Source organism: Paracoccus sp. (in: a-proteobacteria) (genome assembly GCF_030538495.1).
GTDB lineage: Bacteria > Pseudomonadota > Alphaproteobacteria > Rhodobacterales > Rhodobacteraceae > Paracoccus.
In genome coordinates, this window is record NZ_JAUNTW010000005.1 from 160,663 (window position 1) to 179,962 (window position 19,300).

Here is a 19,300-nt window from a genome sequence, read left to right on the forward strand (position 1 = left end):
GCCCCCCTTATGGGTTAAACCGCCGATGAATGGCTGCCCTGCGTCACGGCATATCCATCCAAAGCCTGCGCAATCATCCGCGTCAGGGGACGGCCCGCATCGGTGATTTCCAAGGCATCGCCCGTCAGACGCACCGCATCGCCGAACAGATCGGTCACGGGGCGGTAAATCTGCGCCTGATCGGCGGGGGTCAGGCCAAAGCGGGTTTCGATTTCAGACAGTGAAATGCGGAAATCGCACATCAGCGCCTCGATCATGCGGCCACGCCAGTGATCTTCGGGGGTGAAGATATGCCCGCGCGATGTCGGTTGCGCCCCGGCGCGCACGGCGGCGGTATAGGCCCCCGTCGCGGGCGCGTTCTGGGCATAGCCCTGCGGATACCGCGAAATCGACGACGCGCCCAGCCCGATCAGCACCTGCGCGGGATCGTCGGTATAGCCCTGAAAATTGCGGCGCAACCGGCCCGCGGCGGCAGCATCGGCCAGCCCGTCACCCGGACGCGCGAAATGGTCGATGCCGATATCGTCGAATCCGTCCGCCACAAACAAATCGCGCGCGGTTTCAAACAGCGCCAGCCGCGATTCGCCATCGGGCAGGCTGTCATCGGGGATCATGACCTGACGTTTCGACATCCAAGGGACATGCGCATAACCATAAAGCGCGACCCGATCCGGGGCCAAAGCCAGCACCTTTTGCACCGTGTCCGACATGCGGGTGATGGTCTGATGCGGCAGGCCATAGAGAATATCGGCGTTCAGGCTGGCAATACCGTGATCGCGGATCAGCGCCACGGTGTCGGCGGTCAGGTCGAAACTTTGCGGGCGGCCAATGGCCTGCTGAATCATCGGGTCGAAATCCTGCACCCCGATCGATGCGCGGTTCATCCCCGCCCGCGCCAATGCCGCCATGCGCGGGGCGTCGATTTCGGACGGGTCAATCTCGACCGAGAATTCACCGCCCGGGGCCATCGGAAAGGCGTCAAAGATCGCACCCGCCAGCCGGTCGATCATGTCGGGCGACAACAATGTGGGCGTGCCGCCGCCCCAATGCAGACGCGACAACGTGACTCCGCCCGCGATTCGCGTGGACAGGTCGCGCAATTCGGTGATCAGCGTGTCCACATAGGCCGCGACCGGTTCCAGCGTCTGCGTGCCTTGGGTCCGGCAGGCGCAGAACCAACACAGCCTGCGGCAAAACGGCACATGCAGATACAGCGAAATCTGCGCATCCGGGGCAATATCGGCCATCCAATCGCGCACAATTGCGCCATTTACGGTCGGTTTGAACTGTGTTGCGGGGGGATAGCTGGTGTAACGCGGCGCGCGCGCGTCAAACAGCCCCAACCGTCTTAGTTGCGAAATATCACTCATGCGCGTATCAATGGGGCAGAATGCGCGAACATACCTTGACTCAGATCAACCCCGATTCCGGGGATGCCGGACTGCACGGCGATATGCGATGCGGGGAATGCCCTATTCGTTACCGGGCCGTCTGTGCGCAATGCGATGCCGACGAATTGACCCTGCTGGAAGGGATCAAGTTTTACCGCACCTATGAAGCGGGCCAGCCCATCGTTTGGGAAGGCGACCAGATGGATTTCGTGGCGTCCGTCGTGACGGGCGTGGCGTCGCTGACCCACACGCTTGAAGACGGGCGCACACAAATGGTCGGCCTGTTGCTGCCCAGCGATTTTCTGGGCCGTCCGGGGCGCGAGCGCGCCGCCTATCACGCGACGGCGGCGACCAAGGTGGTGCTGTGCTGTTTCCGGCGCAAGGCCTTTGATGACATGATGCGCCGCACCCCGCGCATTGCGCATCGGCTGTTGGAAATGACGCTGGATGAACTGGATGCGGCGCGGGAATGGATGTTGCTGCTGGGCCGCAAAACCGCGCGGGAAAAGATCGCGTCCTTTATCGCGATCATCGCGCGGCGCGAAGCGGCGCTGAACAAACGCCGCCCCGGTGGCCGGATGGAGATTGACCTGCCCCTGACCCGCGAAGCCATGGCCGATTATCTGGGGGTGACGCTGGAAACCGTCAGCCGTCAGGTCAGCGCGCTGAAACGCGACGGGGTGATCGAATTGCGCGGCAAACGCGGGGTGATTTTGCCCGATTTCGCGCGTTTGGTGGACGAATCGGGCGATGATTCGGATGGCGGCTGGATCGCCTGACGGGCGATCCAAGCCCACCCGTTTAACGCGCCATGAACACCGGCACGCGGGCCTGTTCCAGCATGTTGCGGGTGGCTCCGCCCAAGATGGCTTCGCGCAGGCGGGAATGGCCATAGGCGCCCATGACGACCAGATCGGCCCCGATTTCCACGGCGCGGCGGTTCAGTTCCTGACTGATCGTCGGTTCGGTGCGCGCCAGCACGGCGATTTCCGCGCGCACGCCGTGGCGGGTCAGCATCTGCGTCAACGCGCCGCCCGGATCGGACCGTTCGGCACCGGCGCGGCGGGGGTCGATGCAGGTGACCTCGACCGCTTGGGCGGTTTTCAACAAAGGCAGAGCGCGGCGGATCGCGACCAAGGCTTCGGCCGATTGGTTCCACGCCACGATGATGCGTTTGGGGGCGTCCGTCACGGCGGCGTCGCCCGGCAGGACCAGAACCGGGCAGCCGCCTTCGAACAGGGCGGCCTCGGTCACGATTTCGGCGTCACCGGGCTGGTGATCGCCATAAGGGCTGGCCAGAATAGCCAGATCGGAAAACCGCGCCCGCAGCCCCACCAGATTGGGGATGCCGCCCGACTGCGCGACCGCTGATTCGACCGACCAGCGCAGCCCCGCGCGCCCGTCCAGATGCGCCCGCACATCGCGTTCCAGCGTTTCAGCCTGAACCATGGCCTGATCAATCGCATCTTGCAGCATATAGGCCGTGCCGCCGGGGAAATAATAACCCGGCTGGCTGTGGTCGATGCCAAGACACAGCACATCCAGATGCGCATCCGCCCGCGCGGCAAAGCCCGCCGCCGCGTCCAGTTGCGCAAATTGCGACGGATCCGTCAGCACCGTCAGGATCGTTTTATAGGCCATGGCAAAATTCCCCCATTTTGTCCCCATAAGGTGAAGCGGTTTCGCGCCCCGCGCCTTGATCCGTGTCAAACCGCAGATTTGACGCAGATCAAAGCCGGATGCGCGGCCCGGCCCTATGCCCAATTCTGAATAAATCCGTCGCGGGGCGATTCGCCCCCGGCGCATGGAAGGAAAAACACGATGGTCACGGGGACGCTATGCTAAGCTATGTTAAACTGATCCTGCTTGGCGGGATCGCGCTGTTTGGTGCGATTGGCGCCAACATGGCGCATGATGCAGCCTATATGGTCAACGCGCTGACCGTCATGTTGGTTGCCGGCGGTCTGTTCCTGTGGGTGCTGCGTGGCATCGACGAACCGGTCGTTGCCGTCAACCAGAACGAATATATGGACGGAGTGGTCCGCGCCGGCGTGATCGCGACGGCGTTCTGGGGCGTTGTCGGCTTTCTGGTCGGTGTGGTCATCGCGTTTCAGCTGACCTTTCCGGCGCTGAACTTCAGCGACTGGGCGCAGGGTTATCTGAACTTTGGCCGTCTGCGTCCGCTGCACACCAGTGCGGTGATTTTCGCATTCGGCGGTAACGCCCTGATCGCAACATCGTTTTACGTCGTGCAGCGCACCTGTGGCGCGCGGCTGTGGGGCGGCAATGCGGCGTGGTTCGTGTTCTGGGGCTATCAGCTGGTGATCGTGCTGGCCGCGACCGGCTATGTTCTGGGCGCAACGCAGGGCAAAGAATATGCCGAACCCGAATGGTATGTTGACTGGTGGCTGACCATCGTCTGGGTCGTTTATCTGGCCGTGTTTCTGGGAACCGTGATGAAGCGCCGCGAACCGCATATCTATGTCGCGAACTGGTTCTATCTGGGGTTCATTGTCACCGTGGCGATGCTGCATGTGGTGAACAACCTTGCGCGTCCGGTCAGCATCTGGGGTTCCAAATCCGTGCCGGTCTTCGCCGGTGTGCAGGACGCCATGGTGCAATGGTGGTATGGCCACAACGCCGTGGGCTTTTTCCTGACCGCGGGTTTTCTGGGCATGATGTATTACTTCATCCCGAAACAGGCCGAACGCCCGGTCTATTCCTATAAGCTGTCGATCATCCACTTCTGGGCGCTGATCTTCCTGTATATCTGGGCCGGTCCGCACCACCTGCATTACACCGCATTGCCGGAATGGGCGGCGACGCTGGGCATGGTGTTCTCGATCATGCTGTGGATGCCGTCCTGGGGTGGTATGATCAACGGCCTGATGACGCTGTCGGGCGCGTGGGACAAGCTGCGCACCGATCCGATCATCCGCATGATGGTGGTGGCCGTGGGTTTCTATGGCATGGCCACGTTCGAAGGCCCGATGATGTCGATCAAGGCCGTGAACAGCCTGTCGCATTACACCGACTGGACCATCGGCCATGTTCATTCGGGCGCTTTGGGCTGGAACGGGATGATCACCTTTGGCGCGCTGTATTACCTGACGCCGCGCCTGTGGGGTCGTGAACGGCTGTATTCGCTGACGCTGGTGTCGTGGCATTTCTGGCTGGCGACCATTGGCATCGTGATCTACGCCGCGTCGATGTGGGTGACCGGCATCATGGAAGGTCTGATGTGGCGCGAAGTGGACGCCAACGGCTTCCTGGTGAACGCGTTCTCTGACACGATCGCACCGAAATTCCCGATGTATCTGGCCCGCGCATTGGGCGGGACGCTGTTCCTGATCGGCGGTTGCATCATGGCCTATAACCTGTGGGCAACCGTTGCCCGCCAGCCCAAGGCCCATTCCACCGCAATCGCCGTGCCGGCTGAATAAAGGATCCTAAACATGCGTATTCTTGATAAGCACAAGATCCTTGAAAAGAACGCCACGCTGCTGCTGATCTTTTCGTTCCTTGTCGTCACCATCGGCGGCATCGTGCAGATCACGCCGCTGTTCTATCTGGAAAACACCATCGAAAAGGTCGAAGGTGTCCGCCCCTACACGCCGCTGGAACTGACCGGCCGTGACATTTACATCCGCGAAGGGTGTTACACCTGTCACAGCCAGATGATCCGCCCGATGCGGGACGAAGATCAGCGTTATGGCCATTACAGCCTTGCGGCGGAATCGATGTATGACCACCCGTTCCAATGGGGGTCGAAACGCACCGGGCCGGATCTGGCGCGTGTCGGCGGTCGGTATTCGGATGAATGGCATATCGACCACCTGCGCGATCCCAAATCGGTGGTGCCGGATTCGATCATGCCGAAATACGGCTTCCTGCTGAACCGCCGGATCAGCACCGACAACATCGCCCAGCGTCTGCGCACCGACCGTCTGGTGGGCGTGCCATACACGGACGAGATGATCGAAAACGCCGCCAGCGATCTGCGGATGCAGGCCGATCCGTTCGGAGACGCCGCCGCCCTGCAATCGCGTTATCCGGGGGCGCAGCTGCGCAACTTTGACCGCCAGCCTGAACTGACGGAAATGGACGCGCTGATCGCCTATCTTCAGGTGCTGGGAACGATGGTTGATTTCTCGACCTTTGAACCCGATCCGCGGCGCTAAGGGGGCATTATGGAAACCTACAGCTTACTGCGCGCATTTGCGGATAGCTGGGCTTTGCTGGCGCTGACCCTGTTTTTTGTGGGGGTTGTGGCCTTTGTGTTCCGGCCGGGCGCACGCCGCGCCCAGCAGGACGCCGCCAACAGCATTTTCCGCAACGAAACCCGACCCGCCCCCGAGACTAAGGAGGACCGCTGATGTCCGACGACAACAAAAACAAACCCACCGGGGACCTGTCGGACGAACATGTGTCGCCCGCAAACCCGGATAACCAAATCGAATTGGGTCGGCAGGCGGCGGATGCCGAACATGCCGCCAAGATCGAAGGCGACATCCCCGACCGCGCCGCGCCCGACGCCCCCGAGGCGCCCAAACACCGCGCCAAATCGCGGGGCCGTCACGGCGTCGTCGCCCATGAAACGCCCTCAACGGGTCACGAATGGGACGGCATCACCGAATACGACAACCCGATGCCTCGGTGGTGGCTGTGGACGTTCTACGCCACGATCATCTGGGCGATTGGCTATATGATCGCCTATCCGGCGATTCCGCTGCTGTCGGGGGCCACGCAGGGCCTGCTGAAAACAAACGCCCGGACCGAGGTTGCCGCCGAAATCCAGCGGTTCAACGACGCAAACGCGCCGATGAACGCGGCCTTGGTGGAAACGCCCTTGGATCAGATCGCGGCGGACCCGCAGCTGGCCAGCTATGCCGGCAATGCGGGGGGCGCGCTGTATCGGACCTGGTGCGCGCAATGTCACGGCTCGGGTGCGGCGGGTGCGCCGGGTTATCCGAACCTGCTGGACGATGTGTGGCTGTGGGGCGGCACGCTGGACGACATCCACACCACCCTGCTGCACGGCATCCGTGACCCGCAGGATCCCGACACGCGCTATTCGCAAATGCCGGGTTACGGGGTTGATGGCCTGCTGAACCGCACGGAAATCGCGGATGTGACGCAATATGTCCTGTCCCTGTCGGGTGCGGCGCATAACGCAACGCAGGCGGCGGCGGGTGCGGTCACCTATGAAAACAACTGCGCGGCCTGCCACCAACCCGATGGCAGCGGCGACCAGTTCCAAGGCGCGCCTGCGCTGAATGATCAGGTGTGGCTCTATGGCGGCGATGCGGCCACGATCACCCGCATCATCCACGAAGGCCCCTATGGCGTCATGCCCGCATGGTCCAACCGTCTGACCGAGGCCGAGATTCGCGCCCTGACGGTTTACGTTCACGGTCTGGGCGGGGGCGAATAACCCGTCCGGCAAGGGCTTCCGTGGCCGGCCCGACACCGGCCACGGGGGAACCGGCCCCCCGTCCTGTTCGCGCGTTCCTTGGGGGGCCGGTCATCATCTTCGGCGGTTATCGCCAAAAGGAATCCGTCTGGTGAACATCGGGCGGCGCCGGTCCCCGTTTCTCGCGCGTTCCTTGGGGACCGGCAAAACCCCTTTTCCCAATCTGCACCGCGCAGGGCAAGCCCTGACGCGGCGTTCGCAATCAGGCCAGTTCGCCGCGCAGCGAATTGGGCGCGCTTTCGACAATGCGGACCTGCACCAGATCCCCGATCTGCGCATCGGGCGCATCGACGAATACGGAATGCAGGTAATCCGATTTGCCGACCATCTGCTCCGCCGACCGCCCCGGCTTTTCAAACAAGACGCCGACGGTGCGGCCGACCATGCTTTCCTGTGTGGCCTTTTGCTGACGGCTCAGCAGCGCCTGCAATTCCTGCAACCGGGCATCGGCGACATCGCTGTCCACCTCGGCCCGGTCAAAGGCAGGGGTGCCGGGGCGGGGCGAGTATTTGAAACTGAACGCCGTCCCAAAGCCCACCTGCTCAATCAAACGCAGTGTGTCGGCATGGTCCTGATCGGTTTCACCGGGAAAGCCCACGATAAAATCGCTGGTCAGCAAAATATCGGGCCGCGCCGCGCGGATGCGGTCAATCAGGCGCAGATACTGGTCAGCGGTGTGTTTGCGGTTCATCGCGCGCAAAATCCGGTCGCTGCCCGACTGCACCGGCAAATGCAGATAGGGCATCAGCTGCGGCACATCGCGATGCGCGTCGATCAGATCATCGGCCATGTCGTTGGGATGGCTGGTGGTGTAACGAATCCGGTCCAGCCCCTGAATGTCGCCCAAGGCACGGATCAGACGCCCGAATCCCCATTCGGCCCCGTCCCCCATCCCGTGCCAGCCATTCACATTCTGCCCCAGCAACGTGATTTCGCGCACACCCCGCGCCACCAGATCGCGCGCCTCGGCCAGAATACGGTCCACGGGGCGGCTCACCTCGGCCCCGCGGGTATAGGGGACGACGCAGAACGCGCAAAACTTGTCGCAACCTTCCTGAACGGTCAGAAACGCGGCAGGCGCGCGGCGCGTGGCGCGACGTTCGGGCAGGTGGTCAAACTTATCTTCTTCGGGAAAATCGGTGACAATCGCGGGGGCCTCGCCGCGCACCATGGCGGGCAAACGGTGATAGGCCTGCGGCCCCACGACGAGATCGACCAGAGGCATCCGTCGGGTGATCTCCTCCCCCTCGGCCTGCGCCACACAGCCGGCAACGCCGATTTTCAGATCGGGGCGCTCGGCCTTTAACGGCTTCAGACGGCCCAGATCGGAATACAGCTTTTCCGCCGCCTTTTCGCGGATGTGACAGGTGTTCAGCAACACCATATCCGCATCGGCCTGATCCTCGGTCAGCTCGTAACCTTCGGGGGCCATGGCCTCGGCCATGCGCTGACTGTCATAGACATTCATCTGACAGCCATAGGTTTTGATATACAGTTTTTTCGCCGCCGGGGCGGTTTTGGTGTCGGTCATGGGGGGACGGTCCTTGAAATCACCCCATCCTTACAGCAAAATCAGCGAAATGAAAAGCTGCGCGCCTTTATCTTCTGTGTGCAAATATCCTCTGGGGGTCCGGGGGGCGAAGCGCCCCCGGCAGCAACGTCTATGACCGACAGCGACCTGACGCAGATCAACCTGATTGGCCCCGCCACGGCCCGCGCGCTGATCGCGGCGGGGGTGCCGGACGCGGCCAGCCTGCGGACCGTGGGCGCGCATGACGCCTATCACGCGATGCTGGTATCGGGGACGCGCCCGCATTTCATCTGGTATCAGGTCTTGCATATGGCGTTGCAGGATCGCCCGTGGAACGATGTGCGCGGGGCCGAACGGGCAGAACTGCGCGCGCGGTTTGACGCCTTGGTCGCGGCCACCCGCGCGCCCCGTTCCGACATTGAAACCGCGTTAAACGACATCGGCCTGTTGCCGCCATCAGGGGACGAAAATGACGCATGATCTGATCTTTGACACCGTGCTGGACGCGCCGCGCGACCGCGTTTGGCGTTGCTGGACCGAACCGCGCCTGTTGGAACAATGGTTCTGCCCGAAACCGTGGACTGTCACCGATGCGGTCATCGACCTGCGTGCGGGTGGCGAGTTTTCCACGGTCATGCACGGCCCGGATGGCGAATGTTTTGCCAATACCGGCGTGTTTCTGGCCGTCGATCCGGGGCGGAGGCTGGTCTTTACCGACGCGCTGACGCCGGAGCTGCATCCCGGCGCGCGGGCCTTTATGGTGGTGCATGTCACGCTGTCGGATGCGGGGCCGGATGGGACGCACACCGCCTATCACGCCCGCGCGATGCACTGGACCGAACAGGCGCGCGACGAACATCGCGCCATGGGCTTTCATCAGGGCTGGGGCATTGCTGCCGAACAATTGCAGGAACTGGCCCGCAGCCTGTAACCCTGCGAACCCGTCATTCTGCCCGTTTTTCCGGCAATCTGCCCGATCCACCGGCGCGCGCCGGTCAGTCCGCCCACACGCCCCCCATTGAACGCGCGCCCCGCCAGCGATACCGTGGCACAAACAGTTCACCCGGAGGGATCCATGACCACACCGCAAAGCTGGGAAGCACGCGCCGACGAATTTTCGCTGTATGGGTTCACCGACCTGCCCAGCGTCCATCAGCGCGGCGCGGTCGTGCTGACCCATGGCGAAGGGCCGTATGTCGTTGACGTCAACGGCAACCGCTATCTGGACGCCAATTCCGGCCTGTGGAACATGGTCGCGGGCTTTGACCACAAAGGTCTGGCGGACGCCGCCAAGGCGCAATACGACCGTTTCCCCGGCTATCACGCGTTTTTCGGCCGCATGTCCGACCAAACCGTGATGCTGTCGGAAAAACTGGTCGAGGTGTCGCCCTTTGACCGGGGCCGCGTCTTCTATACCAATTCGGGGTCCGAGGCGAACGACACCATGGTCAAAATGCTGTGGTTCATGCATGCCAGCGAAGGCAACCCGAAAAAACGCAAAATCCTGACCCGTTGGAACGCCTATCACGGGGTGACGGCGGTCAGCGCCAGCATGACCGGCAAACCCTATAACGAGGTGTTCGGCCTGCCTCTGCCCGGCTTTATTCACCTGACCTGCCCGCATTACTGGCGCTTTGGCCAAGATGGCGAAACCGAAGATCAGTTTACCGCCCGTCTGGCCCGCGAACTGGACGAAACCATTCAACGCGAAGGCGCTGATACCATTGCCGGGTTCTTTGCTGAACCGGTGATGGGCGCGGGCGGGGTGATCCCGCCGTCCAAAGGCTATTTCCAGGCCATCCTGCCGGTGCTGAAAAAGCACGGCATCCCGATGATCGCGGACGAAGTGATCTGCGGCTTTGGCCGGACCGGCAACACCTGGGGGTCGCAAACCTATGATTTCGTGCCGGATGCGATCATCAGCTCGAAAAACCTGACGGCGGGCCTGTTCCCCATGGGCGCGGTCATTCTGGGACCGGAACTGGCCGACCGCGTGCAGGCGTCGGTCGAAAAGATCGAGGAATTCCCCCACGGCTTTACGGCTTCGGGCCACCCGGTCGGCTGCGCCATTGCGCTGAAGGCCATCGATGTGGTGATGAACGAAGGTCTGGCCGAAAACGTCCGCCGTCTGACCCCTCGGTTCGAGGACGGCCTGCGCGAATTGGCGAAAAACCCCAATATCGGCGAATATCGCGGCGTCGGTTTTATGTGGGCGCTTGAGGCGGTCAAGGACAAAGCGACGAAAACCCCGTTTGACGGTCATCTGTCGGTCAGCGAACGCATCGCCAATACCTGCACCGACATGGGCCTGATCTGCCGGCCCTTGGGTCAGTCGATCGTGCTGTGTCCGCCGTTTATCCTGACCGAATCGCAGATGGATGAAATGTTCGAAAAGCTGGAAAAGGCGCTGACCAAGGTCTTTGCCGAGGTCGCGTAACCGCCCAGCCCACCACCCGATCCAAGGATCACAGGAATGGACCAAGCCGATCTGGTGATCCTTGGCGCCGGTGCGGCGGGGTTGTTCTGTGCCGGCAGCGCCGTGGCGCAGGGGCGGCGGGTGCTGGTCATCGACCACGCCCCGCATCCGGGCGAGAAAATCCGGATCTCGGGCGGGGGGCGGTGCAATTTCACCAATCTGGCAACCGCGCCGGATCGGTTTTTGTCCAACAACCCCCGTTTCGCGGCCAGTGCGCTGTCACGCTATAAGCCCGCCGATTTCGTGCGGCTGGTCGATCAGGCGAGCATTGCATGGCACGAAAAAACCCAAGGCCAGTTGTTTTGCGACGGCAAGGCCACGCAGATCACCGATATGCTGCTGAACCGGATGCGGGGCGCGGAATTGCGGCTGGAGACGGCGATTCGTGGGGTCTCGCATCAGGGTGACGGGTTTGTGGTAGAGACCAGCACCGGCGCGATCCGTGCGGGGCGCGTTGTGGTGGCGACGGGCGGCAAGTCGATCCCGAAAATCGGCGCGACGGGGCTGGCCTATGACATCGCGGCGCAATTCGGGCTGCGTCTGGTGGATACGCGTCCGGGGCTGGTGCCGCTGACCTTTGCGCAGCAGGAACTGGATTTGTGCAAACCTCTGGCCGGGGTGTCGGTTGAGGCGCAGATCACGCATGGCAAGGGGACGTTCCGCGACGCGCTGTTGTTCACGCATCGCGGGTTGTCGGGGCCGGTGATTTTGCAGATCAGCAGTTTCTGGCAGCCGGGGCAGGTGCTGACGGTGGACCTGTCGCCCGCGCATGACGTCGCGGCGGCGCTGCGGGCGGCGCGCGCGGATCATGGGCGCGTGGCGGTCGGCACGGCACTGGCCGCGCTGTTGCCCGACCGGCTGGCGGCGGCGATTGCGGCGGAACTGGGGCTGGCGGGCGCTCGGCTGGCCGATCAGCCGAACACCCGGCTGGACGCCATCGGCGCGCGCGTCAATCGCTGGCAGGTCCGCCCCGTCGGAACCGAAGGATACCGCACCGCCGAAGTCACGCTGGGCGGCATCGACACCCGCGATCTGGATGCGCGGACGATGGCCGCCCGCGCGGTCCCGAACCTGCATTTCATTGGCGAGGCCGTCGATGTCACCGGCTGGCTGGGCGGGTATAATTTCCAATGGGCTTGGGCATCGGCGGATGCGGCGGGGCGGGCGTGACCCCTTGCCGTCCCCCCCGGCGCGCGACTAGGGTTCAGGCACGATCAGCCAAAGGATGGACCATGCGTATCGGCATATTGCAATGCGGCCAGTCACCCGCGCAGCTTAAGGATGATTTGGGCGATTACCCCGATATGTTCCTGCGCCTGCTGGCGGGGCGGGGGTTTGACTTCCAGACATGGCATGTCGAGGATATGCAGTTCCCCGCCAGCATCCATGACGCCGACGGCTGGCTGCTGACCGGATCGCGCCATGGCGTTTACGAAGATCACGCCTTTATCCCGCCGCTGGAACGGTTCATCCGCGCCGCGTATGACGCGGGTGTGCCGATGGTGGGGATTTGTTTCGGCCATCAGATCATCGCGCAGGCTTTGGGCGGGTCGGTGGTGAAATATGACGGCGGCTGGGCCGTGGGGACGCAGGATTATGATTTCGGCGGCCAGACGGTGCGGCTGAATGCGTGGCATCAGGATCAGGTCGTGACCCTGCCGCCCGATGCGCAGGTCGCGGGGCGCAATGCGTTTTGCGCCAATGCCGCGCTGATTTACGGCGACCGGGCCTTTACCGTGCAGCCGCATCCTGAATTCAGCGATGCGTTCGTGCAGGGGCTGATGGACACCCGCGCGCGCGGCGTGGTGCCGCAGCCGCTGTTGGACGCCGCGGCGGAACGGATGGGGCAGGTGGATGGTTCATCCATCATGGCCGATCAGATCACGGCCTTTTTCAAACAACCGCGCGCCATGGCGCGCCCCGATGCCGCAGGTAACGCATGACAGACTGGACCGATCAAATCCCGCAGGCCGCGCGCGATTTCATGGCCGACCGCCGGCTGGATGAGGTCGAATGCATCGTCGCCGACATCGCGGGCGTGGCGCGGGGCAAGGCCATGCCCGCGTCCAAATTCGCGCGTCAGGAAAAGTTTTACCTGCCCAATTCGATCTTTTTGCAGACGATTACGGGCGAATGGGCGGATAATCCGGCGGGGGCCTTTACCGAACCCGATATGATTATGAAGCCCGATTATTCCACCGCAACCGCCGCGCCGTGGACGAATGACTTCACCATGCAGGTGATCCACGACGCCACCGATCAGCAGGGAAACCCCGTGCCGATTGCGCCGCGCAACGTGTTGAAACGCATTGTCGGGCTGTATCAGGAACGCGGCTGGCGTCCGGTCATCGCGCCGGAAATGGAGTTCTTTCTGGTCGCCCGCAACATCGACCCGAATCAGCCGATTATCCCGCCGATGGGCCGCACGGGGCGGCGCGCGGCGGCAAAGCAGGCCTATTCCATGTCGGCGGTTGATGAATATGGCAAAGTGATCGACGATATTTATGACTTTGCCGAGGCGCAGGGCTTTGAAATCGACGGCATTTTGCAAGAAGGCGGCGCGGGGCAGGTGGAAATTAACCTCAACCACGGCGACCCGGTGGCCTTGGCCGACGAAATCTTTTTCTTCAAGCGGTTGATCCGCGAAGCCGCCCTGCGTCACGATTGCTTCGCCACCTTCATGGCCAAACCGATCGAGGGCGAACCCGGCAGCGCCATGCATATTCATCATTCCGTGGTGGATCTGGCGACGGGCAAGAACATCTTTTCCGACGCGCATGGGCAGGAAACGCCCGCCTTTTTGCATTTCATCGCCGGGATGCAGAAACATCTGCCCGCAGCGGTTGCGTTGCTGGCCCCTTATGTCAACAGTTACCGCCGCTATGTCCCGGATTTCGCCGCGCCGATTAACCTTGAATGGGGGCGCGACAACCGCACCACGGGGCTGCGCGTCCCGGTCAGCAGCGCGGAATCGCGCCGCATTGAAAACCGGCTGGCAGGGATGGACTGCAACCCCTATCTGGGCATCGCCGCGTCGCTGGCCTGCGGCTATCTGGGCCTGATCGAGGCCGAAGACCCCCGCCCCGAATGTCTGGGCGACGCCTATATGTCCGAAGATGAATTGCCCTATAATCTGGGGGATGCTTTGGATTTGTTTGCCGACAGCGAACCCATGCAACAGGTCTTGGGTCAGGAATTCGCCGCCGTTTACGAATCCGTCAAACGCAATGAATACAAAGAGTTCCTGCAAGTCATCAGCCCGTGGGAACGCGAACATCTGTTGTTGAACGTATGACCGACCTGCTGCATCTGAACGACCAACGGGGCATGTATCCCGACAGCCTCTATGCGGCGACGCGGATGTTCCGCGACGGCTGGCCGCAATTGGGGGGTGATGTGCGGGCGGATGTGGCGGTGATTGGCGGCGGCTATACCGGGCTTTCGGCGGCGCTGCATCTGGCGCGGGCGGGGTATCGCGTGGCCTTGGTCGAGGCGCACCGGATGGGATTTGGCGCATCCGGGCGCAATGGCGGCCAGATGGGGTCGGGCCAGCGTCAGGACGTGGACTGGCTGGAATCTCAGTTCGGGCGCGACCGGGCGCGGGCGCTGTGGGATTTGGCGGAATTGGCGAAATCCACCACACGCGATCTGGCGGCGCAGGCGGGCGTTCCCATCCATGACGGCATCGCCCATGCCTGCCGATCCGACGCCGAAGTCGCCCACGCGCATCACATGGCCGACCATCTGGCGCAGCATTACGATTACCCGCATATCCGCCCGCTGGATCGCGACGGCATGGCGCAGGCTTTGGGCAGCGCGACCTATGCTGGCGGGGATGTCGATATGGGGGCGGGGCATGTGCATCCGCTGAATCTGGCGCTTGGGATGGCGGGGCTGGCCGAACAGGCGGGCGCGCAATTGTTCGAAGAAAGCCAAGTCACCCGCATCGACCACGCCCGCGACGCCACGGGGTCCACGGTGGTTCATACGGCGCAGGGGCGCATCACCTGCGACCATCTGATTCTGGGCTGCAACGGCTATCTGGGCAAGCTGAACCGCCGGATCGCGGCGCGGGTCATGCCGATCAACAACTATATCGTCGCGACGGAACCGCTGGGCGACCGCGCGCCGGACATCCTGCCGGGCAACATCGCCGTGGCCGATACCAAATTCGTGGTGAATTACTGGCGGCTGGACGAGGAACGGCGTCTGATCTTTGGCGGCGGCGAAACCGTGACCTATCAGTTTCCCAGCGACATCGCGGGGCTGGTGCGCCCGCATCTGCTGTCGGTTTATCCGCAATTGGCGGATGTGAAGCTGGGCTTTGCCTGGGGTGGCACGCTGGCGATTACCATGAACCGGATGCCGTGTTTCGACCGGCCCGCGCCGAATTGCCTGTCGGCCAGCGGCTTTTCCGGGCATGGCGTCGCCATGGCCACGCTGGCGGGGCGGCTGATGGCGGATGCGGTGCGCGGGCAGGCCGAACGGTTCGACGTGATGGCCGCCATCCCGACGCGCCCCTTCCCCGGAGGCGCAATGCTGCGCGGGCCGCTGCTGGTCGCGGGGATGGCGTGGTATGGGCTGCGCGACCGGCTGGGCGTCTGAACCCGAATCGCTGCCACATCAACGCGTTACCCCAAAACGCAAAAACCCCCGACAGCGAACTGCCGGGGGTTTTTGTTATGGTGCCCAGGAGAGGACTCGAACCTCCACGCCTTGCGGCACACGGACCTGAACCGTGCGCGTCTACCAATTCCGCCACCTGGGCAGGTGGTGTGAGGGCGGTTATTAGGGCCAGTTGCGGGGGCCGTCAACACCTTTTTTGACATTTTTCCGACAAATTTTCATCGCAATGTCGCCATATGCTGCAAATGCAGCGTGGGCTTTGCCTTGCCGTGGGGCGTTGTGGGCGGTAAGGACAGGAAAACGTCACGGCAAAGGGCAAAGATCATGGCGAAACTTGTCACCATTTTCGGCGGTTCGGGTTTTGTTGGCCGCCAGGTCGCATGGATGATGGCCCGCGACGGCTGGCGCGTCCGCATCGCCGTGCGCCGCCCCGATGAGGCGCTGTTTACCCGCACCTATGGCGCGGTCGGGCAGGTCGTGCCGGTGCTGTGCAATATCCGTGACGAATCATCGGTGCGCGCCGCGCTGACCGGGGCGGATGCCGCGATCAACTGCGTCAACATCCTGACCCGTCAGGGCAAAAGCACCTTCAAAAACGTGTTCGAAGACGGCGCGGCCATTATCGCCCGCCTGTCGGCGGAACTGGGCGTTGCGCGTCTGGTGCATATTTCCGGGCTGGGCGTCGATCCCGAATCCGACAGCGCCTATGTCGCGGCCAAGGCGCGCGGCGAATCGCTGGTGCTGCAACACCGCCCCGATGCGGTCGTGCTGCGCCCGTCGGTCATTTTCGGGCCGGGCGATGATTTTTACAACCGTCTGGCGGGGATGACGCGGTTTGGCCCGTTCATGCCGGTAATTTCGGGCAATACGAAAATGCAGCCGGTCTTTGTCGATGACGTGGCGCGCGCGGCGATGCTGGGCGCGACCGGCGCGGCCGAACCCGGCATTTACGAATTGGGCGGCCCGGATGTCCTAAGCCTGCGCGACATCACCGAACAGGTGGTGCAGGCAACCAGCCGCAACCGTATCCTGATGCCGATGCCGGTTTTTGCCGCGCGGATCGGGGCGGGCGTGCTGAACATCGCGCAATTTGTGACCGGCGGGCTGTTTTCGAACACCATCCTGAACCGCGACCAACTGGCGCTGATGCTGACCGATAATGTCGTGTCGGGGAACGCGCGCGGCTTTGCCGATCTGGGCATCGCGCCCACGGCGCCGTCAGCGGTGATTGACGATTACCTGTGGCGGTTCCGCCCGCGCGGGCAATATCAGGCGATCATGCAATCGGCGAAAAACCTGCGCAGTCACTGATGGAACCGAACACAATCGTCGCCGCGATCCTTGGCATTATCGAGGGTCTGACCGAATTTATTCCCGTGTCATCAACGGCGCATGTGCTGCTGGCGGGGCATTTTCTGGGCTTTGATTCCCCCGGTCGCGCGTTCGAGGTGGTGATCCAGCTGGGCGCCGTCGCCGCGATTCTGGGCGTTTATTCCGCGCGCATCTGGAACACGCTGCGCGCCGCCCCGCATGACCCGGCGGCACGGCATTTCATCGCCGCGGTGCTGCTGGCCTTTCTGCCCGCCGTGGTGATCGGCGTGATGGCGCATGGATTTATCAAACAGGTGCTGTTCGAAACCCCGATGCTGATTGCCAGCATGTTGATTCTGGGCGGCTTTGTCCTGATCTGGGTGGATCGCTGGGCCAACAACCCCCGTTACCACCGGGCCGAGGATTTCCCCCTGCCCATGGCCATCAAAATCGGTTTTATTCAATGCCTTGCGATGATTCCGGGCGTGTCTCGGTCGGGGGCCACGATTGTTGGCGGTTTGCTGCTGGGTGCGGATAAACGGTCGGCGGCGGAATTTTCGTTCTTTCTGGCCATGCCCACGATGCTGGGGGCGTTTGTCTACGACCTTTATAAAAACCGCGATGTGCTGGATGCGGCGGCGATGAACAACATCATCATCGGATTCGTGACGGCGTTTTTGTCGGCGATTGTCGTGGTTCGCTGGTTGTTGGGATATGTCAGCAAGCATGGCTATGCCCTGTTTGGGTGGTGGCGGATTGGGATTGGCGTGGTGGTGATGGCCGCGCTGATGCTGTCGTAATGGATGACGCCCGCCGATTGGCGGGTGTTTCCGTTTAAGATCAGTGGATAAGGCGGTATTAATTCCGAACCGGACCTAATCTCATCGCCTGAATCACAAAAAAAATCGCCCAGACCAAAATAATCGCCATTTGCGTCAGTATGGCTGACTTTTCATCGTCAGATCGCTGTTTTATGCAGGTGCAGACATGTTCTGACCCAAGGATGCGCAGCAATGGCCACGCAACAGATGTTGAAATTCGTCCATACCGGGCGTCAGATGCCGGAAAAACGGTCCGCGGATGAACGCGCCACGGATTTCCACGAAATTTACCGCGATTTTGCCGATGCCAAGGCGCGCGAACAGGCCAGCCGGTGCAGTCAGTGCGGCGTCCCCTATTGCCAGAGCCATTGCCCCTTGCACAACAACATCCCCGACTGGCTGCGCCTGACCGCCGAAGGGCGTCTGGCCGAGGCGTATCAGATCAGCCAGGCGACCAACACATTCCCCGAAATCTGCGGCCGGATTTGTCCGCAGGACCGGCTGTGCGAAGGCAATTGCGTGATTGAACAATCGGGCCACGGCACCGTCACCATCGGCGCGATTGAAAAATACATCACCGACACCGCATGGGACAACGGCTGGGTCAAACCCGCTGCCCCCGCGCAGGAACGCGCCGAATCGGTCGGCATCATCGGCGCGGGTCCGGGCGGTCTGGCCGCCGCCGACGCGCTGCGCAAACGCGGGTTTCAGGTCACGGTTTACGACCGTTACGACCGCGCGGGGGGCTTGCTGACCTATGGCATTCCGGGGTTCAAGCTGGAAAAAGACGTCGTCATGCGCCGCAATCAGTTGCTGGCCGATGGCGGGGTCGAATTTGTCCTGAACTGCAATATTGGCGAAGACATCAGCTTTGACGCCATTCGCGGCAAACATGACGCGGTGCTGATTGCGACGGGCGTGTATAAAACCCGCGATCTGGACATCGACAACGCCGATTGCGGCGGGGTGGTGCGCGCGATTGATTACCTGACCGCCAGCAACAAAATTGAATTTGGCGATGACGTGCCGGATTTCGACGATGGCGAACTGAACGCGCGCGGCAAGCGGGTGATCGTGATTGGCGGCGGTGACACGGCCATGGATTGCGTCCGCACCGCGATTCGTCAGGGCGCGACCTCGGTCAAGTGTCTCTATCGCCGCGACCGCGCCAATATGCCCGGTTCGCAGCGCGAAGTCCAAAACGCCGAAGAAGAAGGCGTCGAATTCGTCTGGCTGTCCGCCCCCGGCGCGATCAACGGCCACGCCCCCGGCATTGCCCGCACCGCGCAGGATCATCACGTTGACGGCCACATCGCCAGCGTTCGTATTCAGAAAATGCGTCTGGGCGCGCCGGATGTGTCGGGCCGCCAAAGCCCCGAACGGATCGAAGGCGCCGATTACGACGAAGACGCCGATCTGGTCATCAAGGCTTTGGGGTTTGAGCCCGAAGACCTGCCGACCCTGTGGAACACGCCGGGGCTGGAGGTCACCCGCTGGGGAACGATCAAGGCCGATTTCCAGACCCATCAGACCAGCATCCCCGGCGTCTTTGCCGTGGGGGATATTGTGCGCGGGGCGTCTCTGGTCGTGTGGGCGATCCGCGACGGGCGCGAGGCCGCCGACCACATCGCGTCCTTCCTGACCGGTGACGCCCGTGTCGCGGCGGAATAA

Annotated in this window: 18 protein-coding genes and 1 tRNA gene; 15 read left to right on the forward strand and 4 right to left on the reverse strand. The window is 62.6% G+C overall.

Translation table 11 applies throughout. The features are described 5' to 3' along the window. Window positions 1–14 precede the first annotated feature (14 nt). Complete coding sequence (gene hemN, locus Q4G20_RS06435; protein WP_303342591.1) at window positions 15–1,370, reverse strand: oxygen-independent coproporphyrinogen III oxidase; 1,356 nt, start codon at window positions 1,368–1,370, stop codon at window positions 15–17. An 83-nt stretch (window positions 1,371–1,453) separates the two neighbouring features. On the opposite strand from hemN, the gene fnrL reads away from it, so the two are divergent. Next, on the forward strand, window positions 1,454–2,170 hold the full coding sequence (gene fnrL, locus Q4G20_RS06440) for a transcriptional regulator FnrL (RefSeq protein ID WP_303342673.1): 717 nt from the start codon (window positions 1,454–1,456) through the stop codon (window positions 2,168–2,170). A gap of 22 nt (window positions 2,171–2,192) precedes the next feature. Here the strand turns inward: fnrL and Q4G20_RS06445 are convergent, their stop codons facing one another. Further along, entirely contained in the window at window positions 2,193–3,032 is an 840-nt protein-coding gene (locus Q4G20_RS06445) for a universal stress protein (RefSeq protein ID WP_303342592.1), read from the reverse strand. 197 nt (window positions 3,033–3,229) lie between these two features. Between Q4G20_RS06445 and ccoN the strand changes: the two genes are divergently transcribed. From ccoN to ccoP, 4 genes are read left to right on the forward strand one after another with little or no spacing between them, the layout of a single operon-like run. After that, window positions 3,230–4,834, forward strand: coding sequence for a cytochrome-c oxidase, cbb3-type subunit I (ccoN, locus tag Q4G20_RS06450; RefSeq protein WP_303342593.1), 1,605 nt, complete (start codon window positions 3,230–3,232; stop codon window positions 4,832–4,834). A 12-nt stretch (window positions 4,835–4,846) separates the two neighbouring features. After that, window positions 4,847–5,572 (forward strand): cytochrome-c oxidase, cbb3-type subunit II, encoded by a 726-nt coding sequence (ccoO, locus tag Q4G20_RS06455; RefSeq protein WP_303342594.1) that lies wholly within the window; start codon window positions 4,847–4,849, stop codon window positions 5,570–5,572. Between the two features lie 9 nt (window positions 5,573–5,581). Continuing rightward, window positions 5,582–5,767 (forward strand): cbb3-type cytochrome c oxidase subunit 3, encoded by a 186-nt coding sequence (locus tag Q4G20_RS06460; RefSeq protein ID WP_303342595.1) that lies wholly within the window; start codon window positions 5,582–5,584, stop codon window positions 5,765–5,767. Then, window positions 5,767–6,825, forward strand: coding sequence for a cytochrome-c oxidase, cbb3-type subunit III (gene ccoP / locus Q4G20_RS06465; RefSeq protein WP_303342596.1), 1,059 nt, complete (start codon window positions 5,767–5,769; stop codon window positions 6,823–6,825). The genes Q4G20_RS06460 and ccoP overlap by 1 nt, the downstream gene beginning before the upstream one ends. Window positions 6,826–7,066: 241 nt before the next feature. Here ccoP and miaB read toward each other — a convergent pair whose 3' ends face one another. Further along, a complete protein-coding gene (miaB, locus tag Q4G20_RS06470; protein WP_303342597.1) occupies window positions 7,067–8,395 on the reverse strand; it encodes a tRNA (N6-isopentenyl adenosine(37)-C2)-methylthiotransferase MiaB in 1,329 nt (442 codons plus the stop codon). 132 nt (window positions 8,396–8,527) lie between these two features. On the opposite strand from miaB, the gene Q4G20_RS06475 reads away from it, so the two are divergent. The 7 genes from Q4G20_RS06475 to Q4G20_RS06505 all read left to right on the forward strand — a co-directional run bounded on the left by Q4G20_RS06475 (window position 8,528) and on the right by Q4G20_RS06505 (window position 15,476). Next, window positions 8,528–8,875 carry a TfoX/Sxy family DNA transformation protein gene (locus tag Q4G20_RS06475; protein WP_303342598.1) on the forward strand — a complete coding sequence of 116 codons (348 nt, stop codon included), beginning with the start codon at window positions 8,528–8,530 and terminating at the stop codon, window positions 8,873–8,875. Next, window positions 8,865–9,326: an SRPBCC family protein gene (locus tag Q4G20_RS06480; protein ID WP_303342599.1), complete on the forward strand. Its 462-nt coding sequence runs from the start codon at window positions 8,865–8,867 to the stop codon at window positions 9,324–9,326. Before Q4G20_RS06475 ends, Q4G20_RS06480 begins: the two co-directional genes overlap by 11 nt. A 144-nt stretch (window positions 9,327–9,470) precedes the next feature. Then, the gene (locus Q4G20_RS06485; RefSeq protein WP_303342600.1) at window positions 9,471–10,832 is read left to right on the forward strand and encodes an aminotransferase; all 1,362 of its coding nucleotides are present in this window, start codon (window positions 9,471–9,473) and stop codon (window positions 10,830–10,832) included. 36 nt (window positions 10,833–10,868) lie between these two features. Then, complete coding sequence (locus Q4G20_RS06490; protein WP_303342601.1) at window positions 10,869–12,041, forward strand: NAD(P)/FAD-dependent oxidoreductase; 1,173 nt, start codon at window positions 10,869–10,871, stop codon at window positions 12,039–12,041. A gap of 62 nt (window positions 12,042–12,103) precedes the next feature. Further along, window positions 12,104–12,814, forward strand: a complete 711-nt coding sequence (locus Q4G20_RS06495; RefSeq protein WP_303342602.1) for a type 1 glutamine amidotransferase — start codon at window positions 12,104–12,106, stop codon at window positions 12,812–12,814. Beyond that, entirely contained in the window at window positions 12,811–14,166 is a 1,356-nt protein-coding gene (locus Q4G20_RS06500; protein ID WP_303342603.1) for a glutamine synthetase family protein, read from the forward strand. Before Q4G20_RS06495 ends, Q4G20_RS06500 begins: the two co-directional genes overlap by 4 nt. Beyond that, window positions 14,163–15,476, forward strand: coding sequence for an FAD-binding oxidoreductase (locus Q4G20_RS06505; protein ID WP_303342604.1), 1,314 nt, complete (start codon window positions 14,163–14,165; stop codon window positions 15,474–15,476). The genes Q4G20_RS06500 and Q4G20_RS06505 overlap by 4 nt, the downstream gene beginning before the upstream one ends. Before the next feature lie 78 nt (window positions 15,477–15,554). On the opposite strand, the gene Q4G20_RS06510 is transcribed toward Q4G20_RS06505, so the two are convergent. Next, window positions 15,555–15,639, reverse strand: a tRNA-Leu gene (locus Q4G20_RS06510). A gap of 182 nt (window positions 15,640–15,821) precedes the next feature. On the opposite strand from Q4G20_RS06510, the gene Q4G20_RS06515 reads away from it, so the two are divergent. From Q4G20_RS06515 to Q4G20_RS06525, 3 genes are all read left to right on the forward strand, one after another. Further along, complete coding sequence (locus Q4G20_RS06515; RefSeq protein ID WP_303342605.1) at window positions 15,822–16,808, forward strand: complex I NDUFA9 subunit family protein; 987 nt, start codon at window positions 15,822–15,824, stop codon at window positions 16,806–16,808. Beyond that, window positions 16,805–17,608, forward strand: a complete 804-nt coding sequence (locus Q4G20_RS06520; RefSeq protein WP_303342674.1) for an undecaprenyl-diphosphate phosphatase — start codon at window positions 16,805–16,807, stop codon at window positions 17,606–17,608. The genes Q4G20_RS06515 and Q4G20_RS06520 overlap by 4 nt, the downstream gene beginning before the upstream one ends. A gap of 213 nt (window positions 17,609–17,821) precedes the next feature. Further along, complete coding sequence (locus Q4G20_RS06525) at window positions 17,822–19,300, forward strand: NAD(P)-dependent oxidoreductase (RefSeq protein WP_303342606.1); 1,479 nt, start codon at window positions 17,822–17,824, stop codon at window positions 19,298–19,300.